Source organism: Mesorhizobium sp. XAP4, assembly GCF_029269325.1.
GTDB classification, from domain to species: domain Bacteria; phylum Pseudomonadota; class Alphaproteobacteria; order Rhizobiales; family Rhizobiaceae; genus Mesorhizobium; species Mesorhizobium ciceri.
The window spans coordinates 760,495-786,123 of the sequence record NZ_JARIXW010000003.1 but is presented as its reverse complement, the minus strand read 5'-3'; the positions used below and the strand labels follow the sequence as shown (position 1 = coordinate 786,123).

The 25,629-nt window shown below is 61.6% G+C and carries 27 protein-coding genes and 1 pseudogene; 9 read left to right on the top strand and 19 right to left on the bottom strand.

Translation table 11 applies throughout. From position 1 onward, the window contains the following. The first annotated feature begins 18 nt into the window (after nucleotides 1-18). A complete protein-coding gene (locus P3C39_RS17245) occupies nucleotides 19-711 on the top strand; it encodes a glutathione S-transferase family protein (protein ID WP_275953567.1) in 693 nt (230 codons plus the stop codon). A gap of 17 nt (nucleotides 712-728) precedes the next feature. Here P3C39_RS17245 and P3C39_RS17240 read toward each other — a convergent pair whose 3' ends face one another. After that, the gene (locus P3C39_RS17240; RefSeq protein ID WP_013532475.1) at nucleotides 729-986 is read right to left on the bottom strand and encodes a DUF2934 domain-containing protein; all 258 of its coding nucleotides are present in this window, start codon (nucleotides 984-986) and stop codon (nucleotides 729-731) included. Between the two features lie 159 nt (nucleotides 987-1,145). On the opposite strand from P3C39_RS17240, the gene ndk reads away from it, so the two are divergent. After that, complete coding sequence (gene ndk, locus P3C39_RS17235) at nucleotides 1,146-1,568, top strand: nucleoside-diphosphate kinase (protein WP_013532476.1); 423 nt, start codon at nucleotides 1,146-1,148, stop codon at nucleotides 1,566-1,568. Between the two features lie 68 nt (nucleotides 1,569-1,636). On the opposite strand, the gene P3C39_RS17230 is transcribed toward ndk, so the two are convergent. From P3C39_RS17230 to P3C39_RS17205, 6 genes are all read right to left on the bottom strand, one after another. Then, nucleotides 1,637-2,401 (bottom strand): YbaY family lipoprotein, encoded by a 765-nt coding sequence (locus P3C39_RS17230; protein ID WP_013532477.1) that lies wholly within the window; start codon nucleotides 2,399-2,401, stop codon nucleotides 1,637-1,639. 126 nt (nucleotides 2,402-2,527) lie between these two features. After that, the gene (locus P3C39_RS17225; protein ID WP_013532478.1) at nucleotides 2,528-3,004 is read right to left on the bottom strand and encodes a molybdenum cofactor biosynthesis protein MoaE; all 477 of its coding nucleotides are present in this window, start codon (nucleotides 3,002-3,004) and stop codon (nucleotides 2,528-2,530) included. A 1-nt stretch (nucleotide 3,005) separates the two neighbouring features. Beyond that, a complete protein-coding gene (moaD, locus tag P3C39_RS17220; RefSeq protein ID WP_013532479.1) occupies nucleotides 3,006-3,263 on the bottom strand; it encodes a molybdopterin converting factor subunit 1 in 258 nt (85 codons plus the stop codon). Nucleotide 3,264: 1 nt separating this feature from the next. Next, nucleotides 3,265-3,861, bottom strand: coding sequence for a CDP-diacylglycerol--glycerol-3-phosphate 3-phosphatidyltransferase (gene pgsA, locus P3C39_RS17215; protein WP_013532480.1), 597 nt, complete (start codon nucleotides 3,859-3,861; stop codon nucleotides 3,265-3,267). A gap of 97 nt (nucleotides 3,862-3,958) precedes the next feature. After that, nucleotides 3,959-6,022: an excinuclease ABC subunit UvrC gene (uvrC, locus tag P3C39_RS17210; RefSeq protein WP_275953568.1), complete on the bottom strand. Its 2,064-nt coding sequence runs from the start codon at nucleotides 6,020-6,022 to the stop codon at nucleotides 3,959-3,961. Continuing rightward, nucleotides 6,019-6,783, bottom strand: coding sequence for an SDR family oxidoreductase (locus P3C39_RS17205; protein WP_275953569.1), 765 nt, complete (start codon nucleotides 6,781-6,783; stop codon nucleotides 6,019-6,021). Before P3C39_RS17205 ends, uvrC begins: the two co-directional genes overlap by 4 nt. 413 nt (nucleotides 6,784-7,196) lie before the next feature. On the opposite strand from P3C39_RS17205, the gene P3C39_RS17200 reads away from it, so the two are divergent. Continuing rightward, nucleotides 7,197-7,859, top strand: coding sequence for an outer membrane protein (locus P3C39_RS17200; RefSeq protein WP_013532483.1), 663 nt, complete (start codon nucleotides 7,197-7,199; stop codon nucleotides 7,857-7,859). Nucleotides 7,860-7,954: 95 nt separating this feature from the next. Here the strand turns inward: P3C39_RS17200 and P3C39_RS17195 are convergent, their stop codons facing one another. Together P3C39_RS17195 and P3C39_RS17190 are read right to left on the bottom strand one after the other, a co-directional pair. Continuing rightward, entirely contained in the window at nucleotides 7,955-8,551 is a 597-nt protein-coding gene (locus tag P3C39_RS17195; protein WP_013532484.1) for a glutathione S-transferase family protein, read from the bottom strand. A 405-nt stretch (nucleotides 8,552-8,956) separates the two neighbouring features. After that, nucleotides 8,957-9,421: a hypothetical protein gene (locus P3C39_RS17190; protein ID WP_024504297.1), complete on the bottom strand. Its 465-nt coding sequence runs from the start codon at nucleotides 9,419-9,421 to the stop codon at nucleotides 8,957-8,959. A gap of 574 nt (nucleotides 9,422-9,995) precedes the next feature. On the opposite strand from P3C39_RS17190, the gene P3C39_RS17185 reads away from it, so the two are divergent. Next, entirely contained in the window at nucleotides 9,996-10,307 is a 312-nt protein-coding gene (locus tag P3C39_RS17185) for a transcriptional regulator (RefSeq protein ID WP_013532486.1), read from the top strand. Between the two features lie 21 nt (nucleotides 10,308-10,328). Here the strand turns inward: P3C39_RS17185 and P3C39_RS17180 are convergent, their stop codons facing one another. The 7 genes and pseudogenes from P3C39_RS17180 to P3C39_RS17150 all read right to left on the bottom strand — a co-directional run bounded on the left by P3C39_RS17180 (nucleotide 10,329) and on the right by P3C39_RS17150 (nucleotide 15,107). Continuing rightward, on the bottom strand, nucleotides 10,329-10,943 hold the full coding sequence (locus P3C39_RS17180) for a LysE family translocator (RefSeq protein ID WP_275953570.1): 615 nt from the start codon (nucleotides 10,941-10,943) through the stop codon (nucleotides 10,329-10,331). 101 nt (nucleotides 10,944-11,044) lie between these two features. Next, a pseudogene (locus P3C39_RS17175) lies at nucleotides 11,045-11,881 on the bottom strand (DMT family transporter). Further along, on the bottom strand, nucleotides 11,878-12,459 hold the full coding sequence (locus P3C39_RS17170; protein ID WP_024504299.1) for a TetR/AcrR family transcriptional regulator: 582 nt from the start codon (nucleotides 12,457-12,459) through the stop codon (nucleotides 11,878-11,880). The pseudogene P3C39_RS17175 and the gene P3C39_RS17170 overlap by 4 nt, the downstream one beginning before the upstream one ends. A 134-nt stretch (nucleotides 12,460-12,593) precedes the next feature. After that, nucleotides 12,594-13,046 (bottom strand): hypothetical protein, encoded by a 453-nt coding sequence (locus P3C39_RS17165; RefSeq protein WP_275953571.1) that lies wholly within the window; start codon nucleotides 13,044-13,046, stop codon nucleotides 12,594-12,596. Between the two features lie 194 nt (nucleotides 13,047-13,240). Beyond that, nucleotides 13,241-14,095 carry a 23S rRNA (adenine(2030)-N(6))-methyltransferase RlmJ gene (locus tag P3C39_RS17160; RefSeq protein WP_013532491.1) on the bottom strand — a complete coding sequence of 285 codons (855 nt, stop codon included), beginning with the start codon at nucleotides 14,093-14,095 and terminating at the stop codon, nucleotides 13,241-13,243. A gap of 62 nt (nucleotides 14,096-14,157) precedes the next feature. After that, nucleotides 14,158-14,763, bottom strand: a complete 606-nt coding sequence (locus P3C39_RS17155; RefSeq protein WP_275953572.1) for a hypothetical protein — start codon at nucleotides 14,761-14,763, stop codon at nucleotides 14,158-14,160. A 215-nt stretch (nucleotides 14,764-14,978) separates the two neighbouring features. Beyond that, the gene (locus P3C39_RS17150; protein WP_255337192.1) at nucleotides 14,979-15,107 is read right to left on the bottom strand and encodes a hypothetical protein; all 129 of its coding nucleotides are present in this window, start codon (nucleotides 15,105-15,107) and stop codon (nucleotides 14,979-14,981) included. A 366-nt stretch (nucleotides 15,108-15,473) separates the two neighbouring features. Between P3C39_RS17150 and P3C39_RS17145 the strand changes: the two genes are divergently transcribed. After that, entirely contained in the window at nucleotides 15,474-16,511 is a 1,038-nt protein-coding gene (locus P3C39_RS17145; protein WP_024504301.1) for a UDP-glucuronic acid decarboxylase family protein, read from the top strand. Next, nucleotides 16,508-17,587 (top strand): UDP-glucose 4-epimerase GalE, encoded by a 1,080-nt coding sequence (gene galE / locus P3C39_RS17140; protein ID WP_063171800.1) that lies wholly within the window; start codon nucleotides 16,508-16,510, stop codon nucleotides 17,585-17,587. The genes P3C39_RS17145 and galE overlap by 4 nt, the downstream gene beginning before the upstream one ends. 678 nt (nucleotides 17,588-18,265) lie before the next feature. On the opposite strand, the gene P3C39_RS17135 is transcribed toward galE, so the two are convergent. Further along, nucleotides 18,266-18,868, bottom strand: a complete 603-nt coding sequence (locus tag P3C39_RS17135) for a DUF995 domain-containing protein (RefSeq protein WP_275953573.1) — start codon at nucleotides 18,866-18,868, stop codon at nucleotides 18,266-18,268. Between the two features lie 227 nt (nucleotides 18,869-19,095). Here P3C39_RS17135 and P3C39_RS17130 point away from each other — a divergent pair, with 227 nt between their 5' ends. From P3C39_RS17130 to P3C39_RS17120, 3 genes are all read left to right on the top strand, one after another. Beyond that, complete coding sequence (locus P3C39_RS17130; RefSeq protein WP_275953574.1) at nucleotides 19,096-20,724, top strand: glycosyltransferase family 39 protein; 1,629 nt, start codon at nucleotides 19,096-19,098, stop codon at nucleotides 20,722-20,724. 184 nt (nucleotides 20,725-20,908) lie between these two features. Beyond that, a complete protein-coding gene (locus P3C39_RS17125) occupies nucleotides 20,909-21,835 on the top strand; it encodes a lysylphosphatidylglycerol synthase transmembrane domain-containing protein (protein WP_275953576.1) in 927 nt (308 codons plus the stop codon). 44 nt (nucleotides 21,836-21,879) lie between these two features. Then, a complete protein-coding gene (locus P3C39_RS17120; protein ID WP_245265361.1) occupies nucleotides 21,880-22,881 on the top strand; it encodes a glycosyltransferase family 2 protein in 1,002 nt (333 codons plus the stop codon). Nucleotides 22,882-23,041: 160 nt separating this feature from the next. Here the strand turns inward: P3C39_RS17120 and P3C39_RS17115 are convergent, their stop codons facing one another. Both P3C39_RS17115 and P3C39_RS17110 read right to left on the bottom strand, forming a co-directional pair. Next, complete coding sequence (locus P3C39_RS17115; RefSeq protein ID WP_013532500.1) at nucleotides 23,042-23,449, bottom strand: hypothetical protein; 408 nt, start codon at nucleotides 23,447-23,449, stop codon at nucleotides 23,042-23,044. 294 nt (nucleotides 23,450-23,743) lie between these two features. Next, complete coding sequence (locus tag P3C39_RS17110) at nucleotides 23,744-25,624, bottom strand: cellulose synthase catalytic subunit (protein WP_275953577.1); 1,881 nt, start codon at nucleotides 25,622-25,624, stop codon at nucleotides 23,744-23,746. Nucleotides 25,625-25,629: the final 5 nt, after the last annotated feature.

The window sequence follows — 25,629 nt, the reverse complement described above, 5'->3', positions numbered from 1 at the left end:
GCACGGGAGCCGCCGCCAATGACCATTCTGCTTTATGATCTCGTCGGACGCGACAGCACACGTCCGTTCAGCCCGCATTGCTGGAAGGTGGCGATGGCGCTTGCCCACAAGGGGCTCGACATATCAACCGTACCGACGCGCTTTCTCGAGGTGCCCACTGTCGAGGGCGGCGTTTCGAAAACCGTTCCGGTGATCCGCGACGGCGAGACAGTCCTCGCGGATTCCTTCGCCATCGCGCTCTATCTCGATGAAGCCTATCCGGACCGGCCGACGCTGTTTGGCGGTGAAGGCGGCGAGGCGATGGCGCGCTTCATCGAACGCTGGTCGCAAGTGACCATTCATCCCTACGTGACCACCGCGGCCATCATGGACCTTCATGCCATGCAGGACGCGGAAAACGCCGTCTATTTCCGCCAAAGCCGGGAGCAGCGTCTTGGCAAGAGGCTGGAGGAGGTGACGGCCGCCAGGGAGGCCGGGCTCGGCACTTTCAGAGCCTCGCTGGAGCCATTGCGCTCGATGCTCTTCTATCAGCCGTTCATCGGCGGCGCGGCGCCGCTGTTTGGCGACTATATCGTCTTCGGCGCCTTGCAATGGGCGCGCATAGCCTCGCCCTACCAATTGCTCGACGACGGCGACGTGGTGGCGCAGTGGTTCGCCCGCTGCCTCGACCTGCATGGCGGGCTGGGGCGAAAGGTCGCCGCCGCGGCTTGACGCCGTAAAGCAGTAACTTACTTGGCCGCCTTCTTTGGCTTGCCGGCCTTCGTGGCAGCCTTTGCCTCCTTGGGGGCGGCTTTTGGCTTGGCGGCGCCAGCTGCCTTCTTGGTTGGCTTTTTGGCTGCCGACTTGTCCGTGGCGTCCTCCTGGTCGACATCCGCCGCCGCCTGATGCCAATGGCGCTCATGATGTCCAGCCGGCTGGCCCTCTTGCAGCCAGATCTGGTGCGCACGGTTGCGAATGCGTTCCTGACGATCGTCTGTCATGGTCATGTTGTCTCCATACGGCCCGACCTCAGCGCGGCGCCGGCACGCGACTATAGCAAGCAAAGCGTTGCTGTGCAGCCGTCTGATCGGGGGCCCTTGGCAATGGGCCGGGCGGCTTGTATAGAGCCCGCCACTCTCAATTCCATTCTCAGACAAGGACGACCCATGGCGCTCGAACGCACATTTTCCATGATCAAGCCGGACGCAACCCGGCGCAATCTCACCGGCGCCATCACCAGGATGCTGGAAGAGGCAGGCCTGCGTGTCATCGCCTCGCGCCGGGTCTGGATGAGCCGCCGCGAAGCGGAAGGCTTCTATGCCGTCCACAAGGACCGTCCTTTCTTCGGCGAATTGGTTGAATTCATGTCGTCGGCACCGACCGTCGTCCAGGTGCTGGAAGGCGAGAACGCCATTGCCAGGAACCGCGAAGTGATGGGCGCCACGAACCCGGCCAACGCCGCCGAAGGCACCATCCGCAAGGTTCATGCGCTGTCGATCGGCGAAAACTCCGTGCACGGCTCCGACGCACCGGAGACCGCGGCAGAAGAGATCAAGTACTGGTTCTCGGACACCGAGATCGTCGGCTGAGCCGACGATCCAGACCTTGGATTCCGTAAAAAGAAGGCCGGCGTTTCGCCGGCCTTTTTCGTTGGGGGTCAGCTCGCCGCGCTAAAGCGCAGGATCTCGCGGCCATCCTTGCCTGATATGATGAGCTTGCCGGCCTCGACACGGTATGACGCCGCCTTGGCCAGCGCATCGAACAGCGCCTTTTCCTCGGCCATCACCTCTGGCGCACAGGCCTTGTAGGTCGAACCGATGTCTCCGATCACGATCGTTTGCCCATTGACCTTGGCGGTGGCGAAATAGGTGTTGCAGGGGCCGCTGCCGCCCGCCTTGCCGGCCTCGCTGACCCTGAATGTCGCTTGCGGGGCAGCGATGACGCCGATGCCGTCGACATAGTCGACCAGCCAGAGCTGGTCGAAGACCGAAACCGTCGGCTCGGCGTTCGGGGCGACCATCTTCAGCATGATGGTCTGCGGCACGTCGGTCAGCGGATCGACCTGATGGCGCATATCGGAGATGAACAGGAGCTTGTCGTCGACGGTGATGCGGGCTTGCAACGCGTAAGTCATCTGCGACCGGATGACGGAAGGGTCGAATTTGATCTCGAAGCTGATCGGCACCTGGCCGGTCGGCTTCACTTTCTGCTCGCCGATAATGGTGGCCGGCGCATCGGCCAGCGACACATCGGCAAGTTGCACAGAGAGCACGGCACTGGGCGGCAAGGCAATGCGCTCGCGATAGATCACTTCGCCTCTCACTGCCTTTTCGGCGGCAACAGACTGCTCAGGAACGGCCAATATGCCGACGACCAGAGGCACGAAACCGAAGATGAAGAACTCCGCGATCCTGTCCAGCATGACCATCTCCCTCACCCCGGGCTGCCAATGCCCTGGGCTGCCAATGCCACGGGTTGCCAATGCCCAGGCTGACCAATTCCGCCAATTGGCCAAAGGATTGCGGTCAATGCATGGCTGCGGCGGATCTTATTCGGACGCTTTCCAGCGTTGCGCGGCCGTTGCATCGGCTTCCTTGGCCTCGACCCAGCCACCCTCCGAGCCGTCAGCCCGATGCTCCTTCTTCCAGAAGGGCGCGCGCGATTTGAGATAGTCCATGAGAAAATTCGCCGCCTCGAACGCCGCATGGCGGTGCGCGGAGGCTGCCACCACCAGCACGATGCTCTCGCCGGGCGCGATCTTCCCGTGGCGGTGGATGGCGGTGAGCCCCTGCAACGGCCAACGCTCGACCGCTTCAGCAGCGATGCGGGCGATTTCTGCTTCGGCCATACCGGGATAGTGTTCGAGCTCGAGCGCTGAGAGCGCGCCCTGCTCGTCGCGGCAAAGGCCTGAGAAGCTCACCACGGCGCCGATATCGGCGCGGCCTTGCGTCAGTCTGGCGATTTCGGCCGCGACGTCAAAATCTTGGCGCTGAATGCGCACGACAGGTATGATCCCGCCGGTCATTTCAGCCCCCGGTCATCGGCGGGAACAGCGCGATTTCGCGGGCGCCCGCGATCTTCTCGCGGTGCTCGACATGCTCCTGGTTGATAGCGACACGGATGACGTCAGGATATTGCAGCGCGTGCTCGTAGCCCTCGCCGCGCGATTTCAGCCAGCGCAGGAGATCGGCGACCGTCTCGATGCCAGCCGGCAAGTCGACGTCTTCCTCGGGCATGCCGATGCGCTCGCGCACCCAGGCAAAATAGATGAGCCGGGTCGTCATCTCACTCGTCCATGATGTGCTTGAGGCCGGCGCGGAAATAGTCGTAGCCGGTGTAGAGCGTGACCAACGCCGCGATCCACAGCAGCACCAGCCCGGTCTGGGTGGTCAGCGGAAAGATCTTGTCGCCGGCCGGTCCGGCCAAGAGGAACGCTATGGCGACCATCTGGATGGCGGTCTTCCATTTTGCCAGCTGCGTCACCGGCACCGAGACTTTCAGCGCCGCCAGATATTCGCGCAGGCCCGAGACGAGGATTTCGCGGCACAGGATGATGATCGCCGCCCACAACGACCAGCCGGCAATGCCCGCATGGCGATCGGTGTCCGCAGCCAGCAGCAGCAGGCAGGTGGCGACCAGCAGCTTGTCAGCGATCGGGTCGAGCATCTTGCCGATGTTGGAGGTCTGTTGCCAGGCGCGCGCCAGATAGCCATCCAGATAATCGGTGATCGAGGCGAGCAGGAAGATGATCAGCGCCGACCACCGGGCAAAGTCGCTCGACTTCAGATGTCCTTCGAGAAAAAAGCACAGCACCACCATCGGCACCGCGACGATGCGGGCGTAGGTGAGCATGTTGGGCAGGTTGAACGCGCGCTTGGCCATATCCGGGAAACTCTTTCTGCCTGCCTACTCAAATCAGAAGCAAATGTGGGGGGTCAACAGGCCAGATTCGACAGGCCAGATGAAAGTGCCAGATTTTTCAACTCTCGTGGAAGTGATTGTAGACCAGTTTCGCCACCTGCTCGGAAATCCCGTCGACTTTCCGCAGATCCTCGATGGCCGCGCGGCTGACCGCCTTGGCGGTGCCGAATGCCAGCAGCAATGCCCGCTTGCGGCCGGGACCGATGCCGCTGATCTCATCAAGTGGGCTCTTGACCATTTCCTTCTTGCGGCGAGCCCGATGCGAGCCGATCGCGAAACGGTGAACCTCATCGCGCAGCCGCTGGACGAAATAGAGCACGGGGTCGCGGACCGGTAGGGAAAACGAGTCCCTGCCTTTGACGAAGAACCGCTCGCGACCGGCATCGCGGTCCTGGCCCTTGGCGATGCCGATGGCAACCACGCGGTCCTCGATGCCGAGATCGGCGAGGATCTTGCGCACCGCGGTCATCTGGCCCTGGCCACCGTCGATCAGGATGACATCGGGCCAGGCCGGGAAGCTGCCGGAGATATCGTCCTCCATATCGTCTGCCGAACCGTCGGCTGCATCCCCAGCCGGGACATCGCCATGCTCCTTGAGCAACCGCGAAAACCGCCGTTCCATCACCTCGCGCATCATGCCGAAATCGTCGCCAGGCGTGATCTCGGTCGAGCGGATGTTGAATTTCCGGTACTGGTTCTTCACGAACCCCTCCGGTCCGGCAACGACCATGGCGCCGACGGCATTGGTGCCCATGATGTGCGAATTGTCGTAGACCTCGATGCGCACTGGCGGCTTCGGCAGGCCGAATGTCTCGGCGAAACCGGCAAGCAGGCGTCCCTGGGTGGAGGTTTCAGCCAGCCGGCGTCCGAGCGCTTCGCGGGCATTCTGCAAAGCGTTGTCGGTCAGGTCCTTCTTCTCGCCGCGCTGCGGCACGGAGATCGCGACCTTGCGGCCAGCGCGGGTGGAGAGCGCCTCGGCCAGCAGTTCCTGATCCTCGACGCCATGCGACAGAAGAATGTTCCGCGGCGCCGGCTTGTCGTCATAGAACTGCGCCAGGAACGAGCCCAGCACCTCGGCTGCTTCCAACGCCGGATCGGCCTTGGGGAAATAGGCGCGGTTGCCCCAGTTCTGGCCGGTGCGGAAGAAGAACACCTGGATGCAGACCTGGCCGCCTTCCTGATGGATGGCGAAGACATCGGCTTCGTCGACGGTCGCCGGATTGATGCCCTGGTGGCTCTGCACATGCGACAGGGCCGCCAACCGGTCGCGATAGATCGCGGCGCGCTCGAAATCGAGAGCTTCCGACGCCTGCTGCATGGCGGCCGAGATTTCCGTCTTCACCTTCTGGCTGCGGCCGGACAAGAAGTCCTTCGCCTCATTGACCAGCTCGGCATAGTCCTGGTGCGAGACCTCGCCGGTGCAGGGACCGGCGCAGCGCTTGATCTGATAAAGCAGGCATGGCCGCGTGCGGTTCTCGTAGAACGAGTTGGTGCAACTGCGCAGCAGAAAGGCGCGCTGCAGCGAGTTGATGGTGCGGCCAACGGCACCGGCCGAAGCAAAGGGGCCGAAATAATCGCCTTTGCGCGAGCGCGCGCCGCGATGCTTGTAGATGCCGGGCGAGACATGGTCGCCGGTCAAGAGGATATAGGGAAACGACTTGTCGTCGCGCATCAGGACGTTGAATCGCGGCCGCAAGCGCTTGATAAGATTGGCTTCGAGCAGCAGCGCTTCGATCTCGGTGCGGGTGACGACGAACTCCATCGTCGACGTTTCGCGCACCATGCGGCCGATGCGGGTGGTGTGGAAGCGGCCTTGCGCGTAGTTGGTGACGCGCTTCTTCAGGCTGCGTGCCTTGCCGACATAGAGCACATCGCCGGCAGCGTTCATCATGCGGTAGACGCCGGGCGCGTTGGGCAGCCGCTTGACCAGCGTCTGGATCACCTCGGCGCCGATCATCCCTTCCGCGTCGCCGGCATGCGGCGTCCAGTCGATGGCGGTGAAGGCGACATCGGGACCGACGGTTTCAACGACCTCCTCGACCGCCTCGTCCTCGAGATCGATATCGGGAGGCAGATCGTCGGTGCCGCCGCGCGGCTTGCTTTTGTGGTCTATAGGACTCATTCCGTCATGCCTGTCACATCGGGCGTCTGCCACGCAAGATGCTGGCCGCCATCAAGCGCGATCATCTGGCCGGTGACCGAGCGCGCTTCCCAGAGATAGCGGATTGTGGCGCCGAATTCCGGCAATTCCGGGCCGCGCTTGAGGATCAAGCCATCGACTTGGGCTGCAAAATCGCTGTCGTCCTGACGCGCGTTCTTCAATGTCGGCCCCGGGCCGATGGCATTGACGCGGACGCGGGGACCGAGCGCTTGCGCCATCATCTGGGTGGCTGTCCACAGCGTCGATTTGGACAGTGCATAGGAAAAGTAGCGCGGCGTCGGCCGCCAGACGCGCTGGTCTATCATGTTGACGATCAGGCCCTCCTGCCCTGCCGGTAGTGCCCGGGCGAAATTCTGCGCCAGGAGCGCGGGCGCTTTCACATGGACGGCAAAGTGCCGGTCCCAGGCCCGCCAGTCGAAATCCAGAACCGAATCGTCCTCGAAGAGCGACGCGTTGTTGACCAGCAGCGAGAGCGGCCCGAGCGCTGCTTGCGCCTCGCCGATAAGGTCATCGATGGCGTCCATATCGGTCAGGTCGGCGGCGACCACCGCGGCGCGGCAACCTCCGGCGATGATTTCGGCAGCCAACGCATCGGCCTCGGTGCGCGAGCGGTTGCAATGGATGGCGACGGCAAAACCGTGCGCGGCGAGATCCTCGACGATCGCCCTGCCGATCCGCCTGGCCCCGCCCGTCACCAGCGCCGTGACAGTGGCTTTGCTCATATGGTGTCAATCCTCAATTTCGGCCCGAAAAAGCAGTGCCGGCGAAATATGGCCCGGCATGCGTTAAATGGTGTTCGCACCTTGGGCAGCATTGTGGCGAAACGGCCGTTTGGGCATCTTGGCCCGCCCTGGACTCAGGCGTGCCCGACCGCAATATAGGGTGCTGGAGTCCTTGCACCAAGCGGTGTGCAGCGCAGCACCGGATGGTTCCTGCCATTTCGCTGTTGCGAAGATGCAACGTCAAGGTTCTGCCTCATTTGCGCCGGGGAATGACCCAAGTTCAGGTTCGCTTCAGCCGCATTTTGACACGACATTTGGAACCGACGAACGCCAGATCCGTTTCACCCCCCGGACGGGTCGATGGCGATCGTGAGAAACAAGCCTGTGTCCTGTGGCTTAAGGAGTAAAGAACAATGCAAGCCAATCTCAAATTCGCACGGCCGCTGGCCGTTGCGCTCGGGCTCTTCGCCCTCAGCGGAACTGCCTATGCTGCTGACGTGGTTTCGGAAGAGCCGCCGGCACCTGCGCCGATCGCTGAACTTCCCGTCGCTTCGTGGGCCGGCCCCTACGCCGGTCTCAACGTCGGCTATGGCTTCAGCGGCCATACCAAGGAAAAGGATCTGGGTGTTGACAATGTTGACGTCGGCACCAAGGGCTTCGTCGGCAGCGTCTTCGGCGGCTATCAGTGGCAGCAAGAGAACTTCGTCTACGGCGCTGAAGCCGAACTCGGCTACAACGGCGTCAAGGGCGACGATTCTGGCGTCAATTCCAAGGCCGGCTTCGAGGGTTCGTTGCGAGCCCGTCTCGGCTATGCCGTGACCCCGGAAATCCTGCTCTATGGCACCGGCGGTCTCGCCGGAAGAAGCCTGAAGGTCGAAGACGACGTATACGGTTCGGACCGCGCCACGTTGCTCGGCTGGACCGCCGGTCTCGGCACCGACATCAAGCTGACCGACAATGTCTTCGGTCGTGTCGAGTATCGTTACACCGACTTCGGCAGCAAGAGCTTCGATGGCATCGGCAAGGTCAAGGCCACCGACAACCGCGTCACCTTCGGCGTCGGTATGAAGTTCTAAGTCGTTCAAGCCACGACACGAAAAAGCCGGGCCTCGCGCCCGGCTTTTTTTATGCTCGCGTGATTTCCGGGTAAATCTATTCGGGTAATGGGCGGTCAACCGGGAATGCAGGGCTTCAGTTCTGGAAACTTCTCGTCGAAGCGTGCCGCCCACCGCGTCAGCCGGGCGCGACCCTTCTCCCATTTCCCGGCAAAGCGCAGCGCGAGATAGCCAAGGCAGGCGCGCAGCGCCATCTGGCCGGCGGTGATCTTTTTCGGCAGCTTCGGCGGGTTGGCGTTGAGCAGGTCGAGTGCCGCCGTGATCTTCGCCCACTGGCGATCGAGCCAGGGCTGATAGACCATCTCCTCAGGCCGCGTGCGCCGTTCATAGACCATCGACAGCGCACAGTCGCAAATGCCGTCGGCCAATGCCTCCAGCACTTCCGCCTCGAGCCGCTTGTCGGGATTGCGTGGAAAAAGCGCGCTCTTCGACAAACGGTTGAGATGCTGGGTGATGGCCCGACTGTCATGGATGGAGCGACCGTCGTCGAGCACCAGAACCGGAATCTTGCCGAGCGGGTTGGCGATCATCAAGTCGGCCGGCTTCTCCTCGGTCTTGATCGGCACCAGATCGACAGCGATGCCGGCATAGGCTGCCGCCATTCGTACCTTGGAACTGTAGGGAGAAGACGACGCATAGAGCAGTCTGGGCATGATCCGTTTCCTGTTTTGCAGGCCGGCAGTGTTGACCGATCGGGCGCGATCGGGCAATGGCCAGAAGCGGAAAACCCAGCCGCCAGCGAGCGACGCAGCGGCCAGGGCCGTTTAGCGAGCGCTCCATGAAGACGGTGCTTCATCACCATGGTTGCCGGGATCGCGCGAAGCCGCCAGCCGACTGGCAAGACCGACGAGCCTCGCGCCGATGTTTCATCACCCGCATGAATGACACGAAAAAAGCCCCACCGGACTCCGCCCTATGGCGAAGTCCTGGGAGCTGCGAAAAGATATCCTCCGTCCGCCTCTGTTCTCGCCTTCCGACTGCCTAAACAACGAGCGGGGCGCCCTGTGAGGCACCCGCCCTTGACTGTTTCGGCACCGCCCCCGGCGAGGGAAGCGCGACTACTTCTTGCCGGCCTTCGCGGGCGCTGCCTTCGGCTTGGCCGCAGGTGCCGCTTTCTTCACCGGCGCTGAAGATTTCGCTGCCGCAGCCTTCTTTGCCGGAGCAGCCTTGGCAGCCGGCTTCTTGGCTGGTGCAGCCTTGGCAGCCGGTTTCTTGGCAGGTGCTGCCTTCTTCGCTGCGGGTTTCGCCGCAGCTTTCGCTGCAGGCTTCTTGGCCGGTGCCGCCTTGGCAGCCGGCTTTGCCGCTGCCTTGGCGGGTGCCGCCTTCTTCACTGCCGGTTTCGCCGCAGCTTTCGCTGCCGGCTTCTTGGCCGGTGCTGCTTTTGCCTTGGCCGCCGCGGCCTTCGGCTTGGCAGCGGGTGCTGCTTTCTTCACTGCAGCTGCGACCTTTGCCGTCGCTGCTTTTGCGGGTGCTTTCTTTGCCGGTGCCTTGGACGCCGGCGCTTTGGATGACTGCTTAGCCATGCGATGCCCCTTCCTTTGTGCCGACGGCCGTAATGACCCGGCGCGCTCATGCATATCTGACTCGCGGCTTGCTAGCCAGCGAAGCAATAGACTGATTTTCGCAGCTTAAATTTCGGTTACGATCGGCACATGATCGTGCTGATCGTCGCAGAAATTCACTTCTGATCTTCGACCATTGGCTAGAATGTGTCGCCGACATTCTCCACAGTCCGCGGAAGCGCTCCTCTCGTGAAGCTCCGAAGATCAGCGAGCAGCTTTGCGTGTCGATCGTCGGCCGCCGATATCATGACCGCTGCCTCATCGGTGCGATCATCTCGTGCAGGCGGACGATCTATACTGCAATGCGACAGCCGATCGGTGCATCGTCTTGTCAAGCACGAACGCAGATCGGCCTGCTCGTGAATTGACAGATAACTCTACATGGCAGAGTATTCTGTACAGCATGCTGGAGCATTTCAATGTCGATCGCACAGGAGCAAGCGGCGCTGTCGCCGTTCGAGATTGCCAAGACGGTCCGCCACGGCGGCAGCATGGTTGTCGGCGGCCTCCGGCTTGGCTGCGCCGGAGCCAATCGATGAGTGCCGACGAAATCATCCACCAGAGCACTCGGCTCAGGATCATGGCGGCGCTGAGCATGCTGGAAAGGCGGCAAACGCTGGATTTCACCGGGCTGAAAGCCATCGTGGACGTCACCGACGGCAATCTCGGTGCGCATCTCGATACGCTGGCCAGGGCTGGTTATGTCGACATCGAAAAGCTGTTCGTCGGCCGCCGGCCGCAGACGCGCGTCAGGGCGACGACGAGCGGACGGCGCGCGTTCCGCGGCCATGCCGCATTCCTGCGCAAGATCCTCGATCAGGCCGAGGCGGCGGCGCGCAGGAAATAGCGTGATGACTGGGCAATCCGCTCAGCGCGCGGCAACAACGGCAACGCCGGCGCCGATCATCACACCGCCCGCCGCGCGGTTCACCCGGCGTACGATCCTTGGTGTGCGCAACAGGCTGCGGGCGCGACCGGCGAGGACGACATGACCGCCGATCACCACGACCTCGAGGGCCACGATCACCATCATCAGCACACCGAGATGACCTGCGTCGAGCGATGCGCCGACGACGCTAGGCAACAGCGCAATGTAGAACAACGGCATTTTCGGATTGCCAAGATTGAGCGCGATGCCGGTGGCAAAAATCATCAACAGCCCTCGCCGTCCTGAGATGGGCTGCAGTTCGGGAATGACGGGCGCCGCCATCCACAGCCTGATGCCCGTCCAGACCAGATAGGCCGCTCCACCATAGCGAAGCACCGTCATGACGATCGCCATCTTGGCGGCGACGATCGACAGGCCGAAGGCGGCGAGGATCAGGAAGATGAGGATGCCGACCACGGTGCCGGCACCGTAGGCGATGCCCGACGCGGCGCCATTGGAGATTGTGCGCGCGACGATCGTCATGTTGTCCGGACCCGGGCTGGCAGCGAACACGAAGAAGGCGGCCGCAAAGGCAAGCGAGGTCGCGAGATCCATGAAAACTCCCGAGGGTAATGCCGCTCTCGGGAGTCCAGACTAGCCGGTTTACCTGTCGGCGCCATCAGGAAAATCGAGAAACTGCGCGATGCGCATTTCCGTCACGGCTGATAGCCGAGGCAGATGGCGCCGAGCGCGACGATGGCGCAGGCGCCGACCCGCCGCGGCGTCAGCACCTCGCCGAGGAACAGACGTCCGATGAAGGCCGCGAAGACGACGCTGGTTTCGCGGATCGCGGTGATCGGACCGGCCGGTCCGAGCGCGAAGGCCGCGACCACGACACCGTAGGCCAGAAGTGCAAACAGGCCGCCGCCCAGCGCCTTCCAGGTTTCCGGCGCACCCAGGTCGACTGTGAGCCGGCCACGGCAGGCGACGAAGGCCGCCGGCAGCAACGCGCCGTAGATCACCAGCACCCATGCGGTATAGGCACCGGCGTTTCCCGCCGCCCGAACGCCGAGCGCATCGACCGTCGCATAGGCGGCGATGATCGCTCCCGTTGCCAGCGCATAGAGTATCGATGTCGTGGCGGCCCTGCCCCTTCCGAGAGAAAGGCCCATGATGCCGCCCGCGACCAGCGCGACACCGATGGTCTGCGGCAGAGTGAGCTGCTGGTTGGCCAGGAAGAACCCGCCGAGCGTGACGAGCAGCGGCACGCTGCCGCGAACGATCGGATAGACCTGTCCCAGCTCGCCTTATCTGTAGGCGGCCACCAGAAACAAACTGTAGCCAACCTGCAGGCAGGCCGAGAGCACAATGTAGGACCAGGCCGGCGCGGCCGGAAGGGCGTGGAAGAAGGCTAAGGGGATGGCGAGCGCCGTACTGGAAAAGCTCATGACGGTGACGGTCCACAACCTGTCGGCCCCCGTGCGCAGGAACGCGTTCCAGGTTGCGTGCAGGATCGCCGCAAACAATGCGAGCCCGATGACCAGCGGGCTCATTGGGACTTACGCGAAGCAGCGACGATGCCCATGGCCGCCTTGCGGGCGTCGCGAATGGCGGCGTCGGCCGGCCCCATCTGCGCCAGCAAGGTCGCACCTTCGATCAGCATAAGCAGTGTCGCCGCCACGCTTTCGGCGCGGCCGCGCGGCATCATCTCTTCGAGGATAGACCGCATGCGCCGCTTGAGGCCGTTCTTCTGCCTGACAACGGCCTTGAAAACCGGATGGCCGGGATCACCGAACTCGGCCAATGCATGAGCGAACAGACAGCCATGGAAATCGGCGCTGCGGAACCAGCGTGCATGCCAGTCAAAGATCCTTCCGATTTTCTGTTCCGGCGGAATGCCCTCCTGGGCGAGCCGGTCGAGCTGGCGGTCGAAACGCATAGCGCGATAGTCGAGCACCTCGACGATCAATTCGTCCTTGCTGGGGAAGTGGCGATACATCGTCATCTTGGCCACATCGGCTTCGGCGATGATCCGGTCGATACCCGTCGCATGGAAACCGGCGCGCTTGAACAGCACATAGGCCGTTTCAACGACGTGCTGGCGCTTATCGGAAACGGGCGATGGTGTCATGGCGCATACCGAGTGGTGAGACAGGTCTGTCTCATATCTATGCGACGGATCGCGCCAGCTGTCAACGCAGCACGAAAAACGCCTGCAGCCGATCAAGCCACAGGCGCGAAAGAGATTGGAAGGGGAAACCGGGTTTAGCGCAGAATGCGGCAGCGGCCGTTGTAGACCATCCAGCGGTCGAAGCCCGAGACGCAGAATTCGACATTGTCGCCGATCGAGGCAAAGCCCTGGCCTTCCTCGATCAGGTACCAGATGGTGCGATCGCGGCCGTCGGACAGGCTGACGGTGGCCCCGCAATAACGGCGACCGATCGGCCAGGTACCGTCGGCCGCCAGATAGCGATGCTGGTGAATGCGCCGGAAATCGGTGATCTGCACATCAGGCAGATGCGGCACGTGATGCACCTGATAGGAAAAGCGGCTGGTGATCTTGTTCAGTACCCAAGGCTGACCGCAGACCCCGCTGTCTTCATCGGAATAGACCGTAAGATCGGCGGCCTGCACGGTCTGGGTGATACCGAGAGGCGCGGCAAGCGGGGTGCAGAGCGAAATCAGGGCGGCAAGAGCGGATTTGGCGAAGCGAGTCATGGCAGCCTCTCAAGGTCGATTGTGCGCACTGTGCGGATTCGCTCGGCGGCGGTCAAGCGGTTGCGTTGACAATGGTTTCCCAGTTTGAAACTGCTTTTTGACCAAAGCCGAATTTACACGGCACCGGAATGGCTCTGGCACGTTCATGCCCGGATCCAAAAGAGCGCGGGTCCCGGGTCGTCAATGAGCCCGCCTCAAGCCTGCTCGCCGGCCAGCCATTCCAACGACCAGTGCGCCGGCCGCCCCACCGCAAGCAGCCTGTGCAGGGCCGGCAGCAGCGTCCGCAGCTCGCCCTCCAGCGTGAACGGCGGATTGACCACCAGCAGACCGCTGCCGTCGAGGCTGGGTTCCGAAGAGGCCGGCCTGATCTCGAATTCGATGTCGAGCAGCTTCGGGATGCCCGATTGCTTCAGCGCCTTGCGGAAAGCGATGATCGCCTTGCGGTCCTTGATCGGATACCAGAGCGCGTAGATGCCGCCTGGCCAGCGCTTGTGCGCCCTTATGAGCCCGTCGACGAGGCGATCGAACTCACCCGCTTCCTCGAATGGCGGATCGATGAGAACAAGGCCGCGCTTCTCCTTCGGCGGCAGATGGGCGCCGAGCGCGAGCCAGCCATCGAGTTCGATGATCCGGGCCTGGAAATCGCCGGCAAAGAACGTCCTCAGCCTCGCGGCATCCTTGGGGTGCAGCTCGATCGCGGTCAGCCTGTCCTGCTTGCGCATGAGATGGCGCGCAATCAACGGCGAGCCCGGGTATTTCTGGATGCCACCCTCAGGGTTGAGCGACCGTATTGTCTCCAGATAAGGCGCGAGCAGTGCTGCCACCGGCGCGGCAAACGGGGCATCGATCAGCCTGCCGATGCCGCCTTGCCACTCACCCGTCTTCTGCGCTTCGGCCGACGACAGATCGTAGCGGCCAATGCCGGCATGGGTGTCGACGACCCGAAACGCCTTGTCCTTCTGCTTCAGATACTCGAGCAAGCGCGTCAGCACGACATGCTTGACGACGTCGGCGAAATTCCCGGCATGGTAAGCGTGGCGGTAGTTCATCGTCTTGTGCCGTTATGCATGTCGTTGTCCCAAAACCGCTGCACACTTTTGGGCGACATGCATCAGCCCCTGCCCCAGCGCGGCGGTGGCGGCTGAGAGTTCGGATTTTCCGGCCGACCGCCTCGAGTGCGCAAGGTCAGCAAAAATCCGATCAGGCCGATCGCCATCAGCGCGAAGCCGACCGGCCGTGCACGGCTGTCGATCTCGCCTGCGCCGGAGCGCAGGATGAGATCGACAGCCCGCATCGGTATGTCGTCGGCATCACCCGGTCCGACGGTGAAGACGTAGGGACCCGGGCTGACGGTCGCGATGACGCCGGCCTCGTCGCGAAAGATCTTGTCGGGCAGTTGCGGGCTGGCCTGGCGAGGATTGTCGGAATGGTTGAACTGCAGCATCGAGGCGAGCACCGTGCGGCCATTGCTGGCGGCGGTCAGCGTCAGCACGGTGCGCTGCTGCGAGACGATGCGCTCGGCTCTTGCGGTCAGGTCGACCAGCACCCGCACCGGCGCATCGCGGCCGGAGAGCGGCACCGTCAGCGGCTTGAAACGGCCTTGCTCATAGACCCGCCAGGTGCCGATCTCGTGCCCGGAGAAATTGCTCATCGCCCAGGGATAGATGACACCGACGCCGGCGCCGACAAGCAGGATCAGGACAAACAGAAAGCGCATTCACATCACCATGGCGTATCGTAACCTTGCCAATAGCGCCCCGACGGCCAAAAGGCGATGGCCAGTTGCGGCAGCCACCCTGGAGGTGGACCGTGCGGGGTGCGAGCGCAACCAGATTGGCGGCGTGGCTGCGCAACAATGCCGATAACGTTCTACCTATGCGCTCAAAAATTAAGCCGTGTATTTCGCGCGCCGCGCTGAATATTGCTGTCGGCTCATTCTTGGCCGTTCTTGCTGTCAGGTTTTGATTCTACCTCAAGGGACAGCTTGCCGCGTCCGGCAACATATTGACGTCGATCGAGCCAATATGCTGATTCATAAACAGGATTTGCCTTGTGCGCCATGCTTCGGTCCGAGAGGCCGTAGCCGCTTTCATGATTAACCATTCGCGAGCGCATTTGGTTAAGGAATTGCTAATTTAGTTGACTATAATTTCCACAGGTATATTTTCGATGCGTTGGGATGTGCAATTTGGGCGAGCAATCGATGGTGACACCGGGCGTGTGATCGCGATTTCGGGGCGCGGAGAATGCTGAGCGGCAGCACGGAGGTTGTGTAGTCGCACCAGCTTCGCGAAAGCCAAGAACAATTGACGCACATCAGTGATGGCGGTTCCGCAGATGCGGAGGTTTGCCACGTTCTCAGGAACGTGGCCGGGCGATGCTTTGTCCCGGCCCGGCGGTAGCGTGTTCGGTGCGTATGAGGAAAGCATGACTAAGCTTGTCAAGGTTCTGAAACTGGAATCCGGCAGCCAAAAGGACGCCAGCCAAAGCCGACGACGCGCCCTTGTCGCCGGAGGAGCGGGATTTTTAGGTTCGCATCTGTGCGAACGTCTTTTGCGGGACGGATACGACGTTGTCGCGCTGGACAATTTCCACACCGGCAAAAGATACAATCTCAATGCCCTTCAGCGCAATCCGAGCTTCAGCTGCATCGAGCACGACATCGTCGATGCACTGCCTTCGGACCTTCAGTGCGACGAGATCTACAATCTCGCCTGCCCAGCCTCTCCGCCGCACTACCAGGCAGATCCGATCCACACCTTCAAGACAAGCGTGCTTGGCTCGCTGAACCTTCTGGAACTCGCGCGACAGAACAAGGCCAAGATATTCCAGGCCTCGACGTCCGAAGTCTATGGCGATCCCTTCGTGCATCCACAGCCCGAGAGCTACTTCGGCAACGTCAACACGCACGGGCCGCGCTCCTGCTACGACGAAGGCAAGCGCTCGGCCGAAACCCTGTTCTTCGATTATTCGAGAACCTATGGTCTCGATATTCGTGTCGCCCGCATTTTCAACACCTACGGTCGCCGCATGCAGCCCGACGATGGACGTGTGGTTTCGAACTTCATCGTCCAGGCGCTGCGCGGCGAGGACCTGACCGTCTATGGCAGCGGCCAGCAGACGCGCTCCTTCTGCTATGCCGACGACCTGATCGAGGGCTTTATCCGGCTGATGAATGCGCCGAACGCGCCCGCCCACCCGGTCAATCTCGGCAACCCTGCCGAATTCACCATCATGGAACTGGCGACGCTGGTCGTCGATTACACCAACGCCCGATCGAAGATCGTGCATCGGCCGCTGCCCGTCGACGATCCCAGGCAACGCAAGCCGGACATCTCCTTTGCCAGGGCCAATCTCGGCTGGGAGCCGAAAATCAGCTTGAGCCAGGGGCTCGCGCGTACCGTCGAGTATTTTGATACCCTGCTCTACGGAAGTCACACCGCCAGAGGAGCTGCTGCTTCATGAGCCGGCCGGCGGTCCTGGTGACGGGTGGAGCCGGCTTCATCGGCAGCCACACCTGCAAGCAGTTGGCCGCCGCCGGCTACATGCCGGTGGTTTTCGACAATCTGAGCCGCGGCAATGAGAGATCCGTCGCCTGGGGGCCGCTTGTCGTCGGCGATATCCGGGATCGGGATGCACTGCGGCGGGCGATGGAAACGCACCGGCCGACGGCCGTGATCCATTTTGCTGCGCTGGCCTATGTCGGAGAGTCCGTTCGCGAGCCGGCCGAATATTATTCGACCAATGTGACAGGCACCATCGCGGTGCTCGACGCCGCACGCGCGAGTTCGATCGAAAACATCATCTTCTCCAGCAGCTGTGCGACCTACGGCGTGCCGGAGGCGTTGCCGGTTCGCGAGACCTCCTCGCAAAATCCGATCAGCCCCTATGGGCGCACCAAGCTGATCGGCGAACAGATCATCGGCGACTATGCGTCCGCGTACGGAATGAAATTTGCGATCCTGCGCTATTTCAACGCTTGTGGCGCCGATCCCGATGGCGAGCTCGGTGAGTGGCATTCGCCGGAAACCCATCTGGTTCCCAGAGTGCTCATGGCCGCATCGGGCATCATCGACGCGATCGAGGTTTTCGGCACCGACTACGACACGTCGGACGGCACTTGCGTAAGGGATTATATCCACGTCACCGATCTGGCCCGCGCCCACCTGAAAGCGCTCATGCATCTCGAGGGTGGCGGGCGAAGCCTTGCGGTCAATCTCGGCACAGGGCGGGGCGTCTCCATCAAGGAGATTGTCAAGGCGGTCGGCCGAATGACGTCGAGGCCGGTTCCGGCAGTGTTCAGGAGCCGACGCCCCGGAGATCCGGCGGAGCTCTACGCCGACCCGGGAAGCGCACGCGAACATCTTGGCTTTGTGCCGGAGCTTTCAGACATCGATACGATTGTCAGGACGGCCGCTCCCTTTTTCGGACTGAAGACCAGGCCCATGAAACTGCCGCCAGTGAGGGCGGCAGCGCCGGTCGTCGCCCGACGGGTCAGAGATAGCGGGGGTGACAGCTCGCGCGCTGGCCAAATCCGCTAGGGCTGCAGATATAAGGCGAGCCGCCCGAGAACGTGCTGCCATCGCCCGGATTGAACGAGATGTTCACCGGCGCCGGCGTGCTGGCTTTGATCCGTTGCGGCGGTGCAAAGGCGTAGGCACTTTCGGTCCCTATTGTGCTTGTCATCTGGATCGGAAGGTCGGCCCGGAGCGAGCGCACGAGAAATCTGGCCTGCACGGGCTGGACCGCGGGCTGACTGCGGACCGGGTGGACGATGGGCCTGATAAGGACCGAACCGGTTTCAGTTGCGTCCATACCTTGACAACCTGCAACCATAGAGCTCAGCGCCACAGCCGCGGCAATAGATACGACATTCTTGCTTGAGCGAAATACGCTCGCGGAATTTCTCATCCTCTGTCCCTTGCTATCAAGTATAAGCCAGGGGCGCATTGCGACATACTATACTTGGGCCGCTTCCACGCCGCATGAGTGACCACTCGCACATCACACGTTATATTAGATATCACTAATTATTAAATTTCATCAAAACCGTATGGCAGGCCATCGTCTTGTCGTCCGGGTGATGCAATTGAATGCGATTAAATGCGATCGGCGCGCCGATCGCGCCTGCCGAGCCACTCAACCATAAGCGATTCGCGGGTTCCACAACAGGCGCACGGGGAGAACAGCCAGGCCATCTCAGCGCGGCCGGAAGCGGCCTACTTTTTGGCATCGACCAGCTTGCGGGTCATTTCGAACTGCGCGCCCTTGGTGTCGCCTGCTTCGAATTTCTTGTATTCGTCGGAAGGATCCTCGGGAGATCGCTTGAAACCGTACCATTCCCCGTCCGGATCCTTGCGTTGCTCGATATTCCGGCCCTGAATGCGGTGGCTGTAGCAGGTGCGGTGCTGCTCGCCGGTGTAACCTTTCGATCGCCAGGCGAGCTCCATGCACATCTTGCCATCCTTGGTCACCAGCCATCTGCCCTCCGCGACAGACGCGGTGTCCTGCCCGGACGTCCAGGCCTGGAGACGTCGATTGTCCTGCGCGAAAAAGGCCGCGCCGTTTTTCCATATCCATGTGCGGTCGGCATAAAGAAGCTGCAGCTCGTAGGCAGTCGGAGCCGGTGCGATGACCGTTTCCGCTGGTCTGCCGTCTTTGGCGGCAGCCGCATGCGCCGTTCCCGAAAGCGCCGTCTGGCCGCAGAGGGCCAGGAGAAACATGAGTTGCATACAAGTTGCGAACCGACAATGTTTGCGTCGACGGTCGACACCATGCGGTGGCAATCCGGTCAGAGCTGTCAGTACAATTGGCGTTCGCATGCCCGTTTTGCCCAAGGTAGCACTATCATCGCTCTGACAGCCGTATGAACTATTTAACAGTCGCGAGAACGGTGATGTCAACCTTTGCGAGCGGACGGACAACAACCGTTCCAGATGTGCGCATCCCGCTGTCGTCAAAATTAAGAAATGTGTCATATGCTCTGCCCAACTCTGACAATCGCACTCAAAAGCAACATCCGCAGACGTGAGGGAGGACGCGGTTTCAAATGGCGGGCGACCCGGAATTGAACCAGGCTGAAGGTCAGCAATACCGGCAGCAGTCGACCGTCCGGGAAACGACTGCTCGCAACACCGTGAGCCCCAACATGGCGGTCTTGCTGGGGATACTGTTCATTGCGATCCTGTTCAGGTTCCACAACATAACCTTGCCGCTGGTCGATGCCTTCAGCTGGCGCGAAACAAGTACCGCGATGATGGCCGACAATTTCCAGCAGCGCAGCTGGAACATCTTCTTCCCCGAGGTCAGCTGGACCGGGCCCGGGCCAAGCTATCAGGGCCGCGAGTTCCAGATCGTCAGCTATCTGACCGCCATACTCTACCAACTCTTTGGCTGGCACGACTGGTTCGGCCGCATGATTGCGGCCCTTTTCGGCTTGGTGACGGTGCTTTCACTGCACAGACTAACGGCGTTATGCTGGGGCGAGACGCACGCCCACGCCGCGGCACTTGCCTATGCGCTGATGCCGGCGGCGATCATGATCGACAGCTCGTTTCTTCCCGACCCCTCGATGCTGGCTCTGGTAACCTTGGGCGTCTGGCTTTTCACGAAATACTGGACGGGAGGCAGCGCGTGGCTGCTCCCCTTCGCCACAGCCAGCTTTTCCCTCGGTGTGCTTGCAAAACCACCGGGTTTGGCTGCTGGAGGCGTCATATTCTATCTGATGGTTTGCTGGCTTTTGCAAAATCGGCGAAAGCATGCGGCCAAAGTATTCATAAGCGGACTGGTCAGCCTGTTCGTCATCGGCGCTTACTACAGCTGGGCCATTTATCTCGGGCGAACCTATCCGCCGTTTCATGTCGCGGGCAGCGGATACATCTGGGATTCTGGATTCTGGGCATTTTTCAACAACGATTTCTATTTCAAATCTGTTTGGAACACGTCGGTCTGGTGGTTTTACGGCTATCCGTTCATGATTTTGATAGCGGTCGGATTCTGGATGCCGCCCCAGCCAGTCGCGGAATCGAAAGAACGCGCTCTTTCGGCCATACCTTTCATATGGCTTGCAGCGGCCTCTGTTGTTTATTTCGCTGCGGCACGTGAGATCACGACCAATCCATGGAACTATCATATATTCCATGTGCCATTTGCGATGTTTTGCGGCCGTGGCGCGGTCGTCCTGGCGACGCTTGGAGCCAAAACCGTTCCGTCTCCTGGGATAATTCTGCGGTCGATTTGCATCGTGGCCGCTATGCTTGTCTGGTCGACTTTTCCTCTCGTCCGGACGATGAAGGCGCCCTTCGCCATGAATGGAAAGTTGCTTGGCGACGAGCTGGCGCGCAGGGCCCAACCTGGCGATCTTGTCGTGGCCATCGCTCCGGAGGTGGGAGATCCCGTCGCAGTCTATTACAGCAGGGCGCGCGGGTGGGTGTTTCCGCCTGGTGGCGGCGACGTGGAGTGGTCCAGGTTCGTCGAGGACGATGCCATCGCGATAGCACAGCTTGAGGAACTTCGCACGCAAGGCGCGGATTGGTTCGGCGTGGCAAAGGATGCCGAAGACAGTCAGAAACGGCCGTTCATCGAGCATCATGACGGGGTGATCGACTATCTCAACAAGATCGGGACCAAGCGGCTGGATTCGGACAACCTCCTGATTTATGAAATCAGCCGGCCTTGATCTGGTCAGGCCGTTGGGCTTATGGGCTGGGGATCAGGCAAACGTTGGAAATCCGGCGACGGTCAGCGACCTTGCCGACCCGCCCTCGCCTGCCCAACGCAGCAAGCTAAGCGAGACAAGCCGGCCAGCAAGGTCAAATATCTCTACGGCTGGCGGAATTCGACGGTTGCGACCGGAGGAATTGTTGAAACGAGCGATTTCGATCATTGTGACGCTGGCCCTGCTGGCCTGGCTCGCCAGCGACTCGCGCTGGCGCATGGTCGGCGACGCCTTTGCCCGCATCACGCCCGGCACCTTCGCCGTGGCGACGATCGCGTTCTTCGTCACCTATGTCTTGCGTGCGCTGCGCGTCTGCGACGAGTTCCGCGACGAGGTGCATGGCCGCTTCGGCGCCTGCCTGCGCGTCATTCTGATCCACAATGCGATGATCAACGTCGTGCCCTTTCGCGGCGGCGAGACGGCCTTTCCCCTGCTCCTGCGCCAGGTCTTCGGCATACCGATCATGCGCGCCAGCGCCTCACTGCTGTGGTTCAGGCTGCAGGACGCCTTCGTCGTCGGCGTGCTGGCCCTGGCTGTATGGCCGGGCCTGCATCCGGCGATTAGGATTGCGGGCGGAGCCGTCTTGATCGCCGCCGCCTGGTACCTGCCGCGCTGGGCGCGTGCGCCGCATGACTGGGCCGGCCGCGGCAAGATCGTGGCGAAGCTCGGCAAGCTCCGAGATGTGTTCACCGAAGCAACCGGACGCTCGCGCTATGGCTGGTGGTGGACGATCGCGAACTGGTCGCTGAAGCTCACTGTGCAGGGATGGTTGTTGGCAATGCTGCTGGGGACATCCTTTTCGACCGCCTTTCCAGGCGTTGTTGGGGCCGAAGGAGCCGCCATACTGCCGGTGCAAGGCGTCGCCGGCTTCGGCACCTATGAAGCGGGAGCAGCGGCGGCGCTGCTCACCTCCGGAATCACGATGAAGAATGGCTTGCAGGCGGCGCTGGCGCTGCACCTGTTCATCTTCTGCTCGGCAATCGCCACGGGTGCGATCGCCTGGCTGTTTCCCTCGAAATCGACGCTGCCGGGAAATCCGGCTGTCGGACCTGCAAGGAAGCCATCCCAATGAACATATTGCCCATCCCTGCTTCGGGACTGCCTGACGGCGCGGTAATGCCGAACCATACGCTGTCCATCGTCGTCCCCATGTACAACGAGGCCGAAAACGTCGAGCCGCTGCTGGCACGGATCCACCAGGCGATGGAACGCTACGACCAGCCCTGGGAGGTCGTGCTGGTCGATGACGGCAGCACCGACGCGACGGTGAGCGAGATCAGGCGCCTTGCAGCGCATTACGGCTCGCATGTGCATGCGGTCGAGCTCGTGCGCAACTACAAGCAGACCGCCGCGATGCAGGCCGGCATCGACGCGGCGCGCGGCGACGTCATCGCCACGATCGATGGCGACCTGCAAAATGATCCCTACGACATTCCGCGTATGGTCTACCGCCTGCTGAGCGAGGATCTCGACCTGGTGGTCGGCTGGCGCAAGGACCGGCAGGAAGGGTTTTTCATGCGCAGGCTGCCCTCGCGCATCGCCAACGCGCTGATCGCGCGCGTCACCGGGGTGCGCCTCAAGGATTATGGCTGCAGCCTTAAGGTCTATCGCGGCAACGTCATCCGCAGCGTCAAGCTCTATGGCGAGATGCACCGCTTCATCCCGGCATGGCTGGCCACGGTGACGACCCCCAGACGCATCGCGCAGGAGGTGGTGACGCACCACGCCCGCATCCACGGCCAGTCCAAATACGGCATTTCGCGCACCTTCAGGGTCGTGCTCGATCTGGTGTTCATGTACTTCTTCATGCGCTATCGCACACGGCCGGGACATTTCTTCGGCGGCATCGGCATCGTGCTTGGCGCGCTGGGTTCGCTGATCCTTGCCTACCTGCTTTGCCTGAAGCTGTTTTTCGCCGAAGACATCGGAACACGCCCGATGCTGTTCACCGGCTTCTTCCTGCTCATCGCCGGGGTGCAGATGGTGACGTCGGGCGTGCTGGCGGAAATGCTGGCACGCGTCTATCACGAGGCGAACGGAGCATCGGCCTATGTCGCGCGGCCACGGCCGCCGGCCGGCGACAATGACGGCTGGCACGCCCCGGGCCGAGCATCGTGACCTGATCGGAATGCCACGGAGGTCCGCGCCTAACGAACGCATGGCGGTCGGAGGGCAAGAGGCAAAGCGCAACGTCTGCGCAAACCTCTCGCCCTCCACTCGCGCCCCCCCGGCAAAGACCCGGCAGCGGTCAAATCGGCCGCGCTTCAGGTCTGATGGCTTAGTAACGCGAACGGCAGCTGGCGCGCTGGCCGAAACCGCTCGGACCACATATCCAGGGCGAATGACCCAGGAGCGGGCCGCCATTGCCCAGACTGTAGGAGACCTTCACCGTCGCCGGCCTGCCGACCCGCTGCGGCCGCACGAAGGCCGCATAGGCCTCCTCCCTCGTACGCGTCACGTTGGTCATCTTGGTGAGCGGTTTGCGGTTGATCAGATGCAGCCGCTTGTCCTTGGCGTAGTGCACCCTCTGGCCGAGCGAATGAACCACGGGCTTGGTGCCGATCGAGCTCGTCTTGGTGGCATCCATGCTTTGGCAACCGGACATCATCGAGATCAATGCAACCGCGGCAAATGCACAGGCATGTTTCTTGCCGAGCCTTGCCCCTCTTTCCATTATTTTGTTCATCGCTATCCCCTGCCATGAAATACAAGTCGCTGGAGCGCGGAGATATATTGCTCTTATTTGCTTTCCGCACCACGCGAGTGACCCATCGCCACTCACATCATGGGCTGTATATTAGGGGGGACTTATTAAATATCATGCAAACGATATGATGAGCGCGGTCTTTCGGCACTCGACCGGATATTATTAAAATTTGACCTAATTTGGGATCGTGCCTGGCCCTGCTACAGCTTGCCGGCCGGCTATCAAGGCAAATGCGGTTCAGGGGAGTTGTTTGCGCACGGACGCCTGTCGGCGTCAGCGTGGCGGATTCCAGGCGGGGTCAAGATGGAATGTGCGGGTTCCGCTCCCGCCGCGCCCGGCTCCGGAAACCGGGTAGGCCACGCTGACGATGCGCACACCGCCTGCCCCCTGCTGGAGCCCATATATGCCTTCCAGGCCGCGGTCACAGAACGCGGCGCCCGGGACGAAGAGCGCAACGCCAGCGAGCGAGGCCTGCAAGGCGAGTTTCGCGGCATTGCAACGCAACGAAATTTTGTTCTCCACGAGGTGCCTGGTGATGATCACGACCACAAGCAATCCGTAGACGAACGCATTGAAGGCAGCGAACCAGTAGAAGCCGGTGGCGTCCGAGGCGCGGTCTACAAGAAGGACCGGCAGCGAAGCTCCCATTGCAAGCACCACATAGGGAACAATAACGCGGGCAGGCAGCAGGTTTTTCGGGCCGCTGCCCTTGGGGGTAACGCGAAAATCGACGAACGACTTGGTCAGATAATCGCGGATCGACGACAGCGTGCCCGCCAGCACCCACGGCCAACGAGCGAAGAATGAGAACAACATTCCCTCCCAACTGATCGTCTTGGCGGTCAGTGGGCGCGACAGCCCGAAGGACTTCAACAGCATCACCAGCACAATCAGCGAAATCGAGTTCGGCGCATAGTATAGAAGGAAGTCAATATACGTCACATTGGCGAAATTCTGACCCGTAAGAAGCGCGTATATCGGCATGATGTACATGAGAAGCGAAAATACGGCGAAAAGCGGATACCAGAGCTGGCGAAACAGGAACTGGAATTTCAGCCGTGGCGATACCTTGGAAAGGTATATGGGCGAGTATTCGAGCATGATCGTCATCAGGCTCCGCGACCACTGGAACTCTTGCGTGACAAGATCGGCAAAGGTTTGCGGGCCGTCGCCATGGGCAATGGCGTCTATGGCATGCACACCGCGCCAACCAGCCGCAATGAACAGCATGGACGTCGAGTGATCTTCGGCCAGTTCCGGGCCAAGGCCGCCGACCTGCTTGAGCGCTGCGGTTCTCACGGCATAGTGCGAGCCGATGCAGAGCGGCGTTCCGTCGCCCGTGTGGCCGGACTGCAAAGGTCCGTGGAACATCCCTTCCGGGAACAGCCGGCCGCGTGCCGACCAGCTTTCAGCGGCATTGTTGTCGCATATGCTCGGCGCCGATACATAGCCAACCGCCGGGTCGGCAAAGGCGACCAGGATTTCCCTGAGATAGGTTGGCGTCGGGACGTGGTCCGCGTCCATCTGAGCGACGAAGTGATAGCGTTCATAACCATAGTGGTCGTAGAAGAAGGCCAGGTTTCCCTCTTTGCAGCGCGTCCGGCGGGGCCACACCTTGCGGTGATAATCTTCCCGCCCGCGCCGTGTCGAAATCATGACGTTATGGGCATCGCACCAGGCAATCGTTTCCTCGGACGGGTCCTCGTCGGCCAGCCAGGTATCATGCGGACAGTCCTGCGCCAGCATTGCCTCGAGGGTTCGCGCAACCACGGAAAACGGCTCTGACGGAGCCTTGGTCACCACCATCGCGACACGCGAATGCTTCGGGATCGTGTGAAGCCTGGACGGCTTTTTCATCGCATGCACGTTCAAGAGAAAATACATCGGCATGAATGTCAGCCATACGAGCGTCAATGTCGCCAGCATGTATGGGATGACGTGTTCGATGTGCCCGGGCTGCAGCCACCAGAACCAGAAAAATCCGAACGTTACCGACCAGCAGGCAAGTCCCAGCTTCCAGATCCGCTTCTGGGCGGCCGACAGCACGGGCACCAGAAAAGGAGGCTTCTCCGCCGCCTTGCCCGGAGCTGCCCCACGCCCCCGTTTCGGCATGGTCTTACTGCCGATGATCCCCACGTCCGCGGAAACACTCATACACT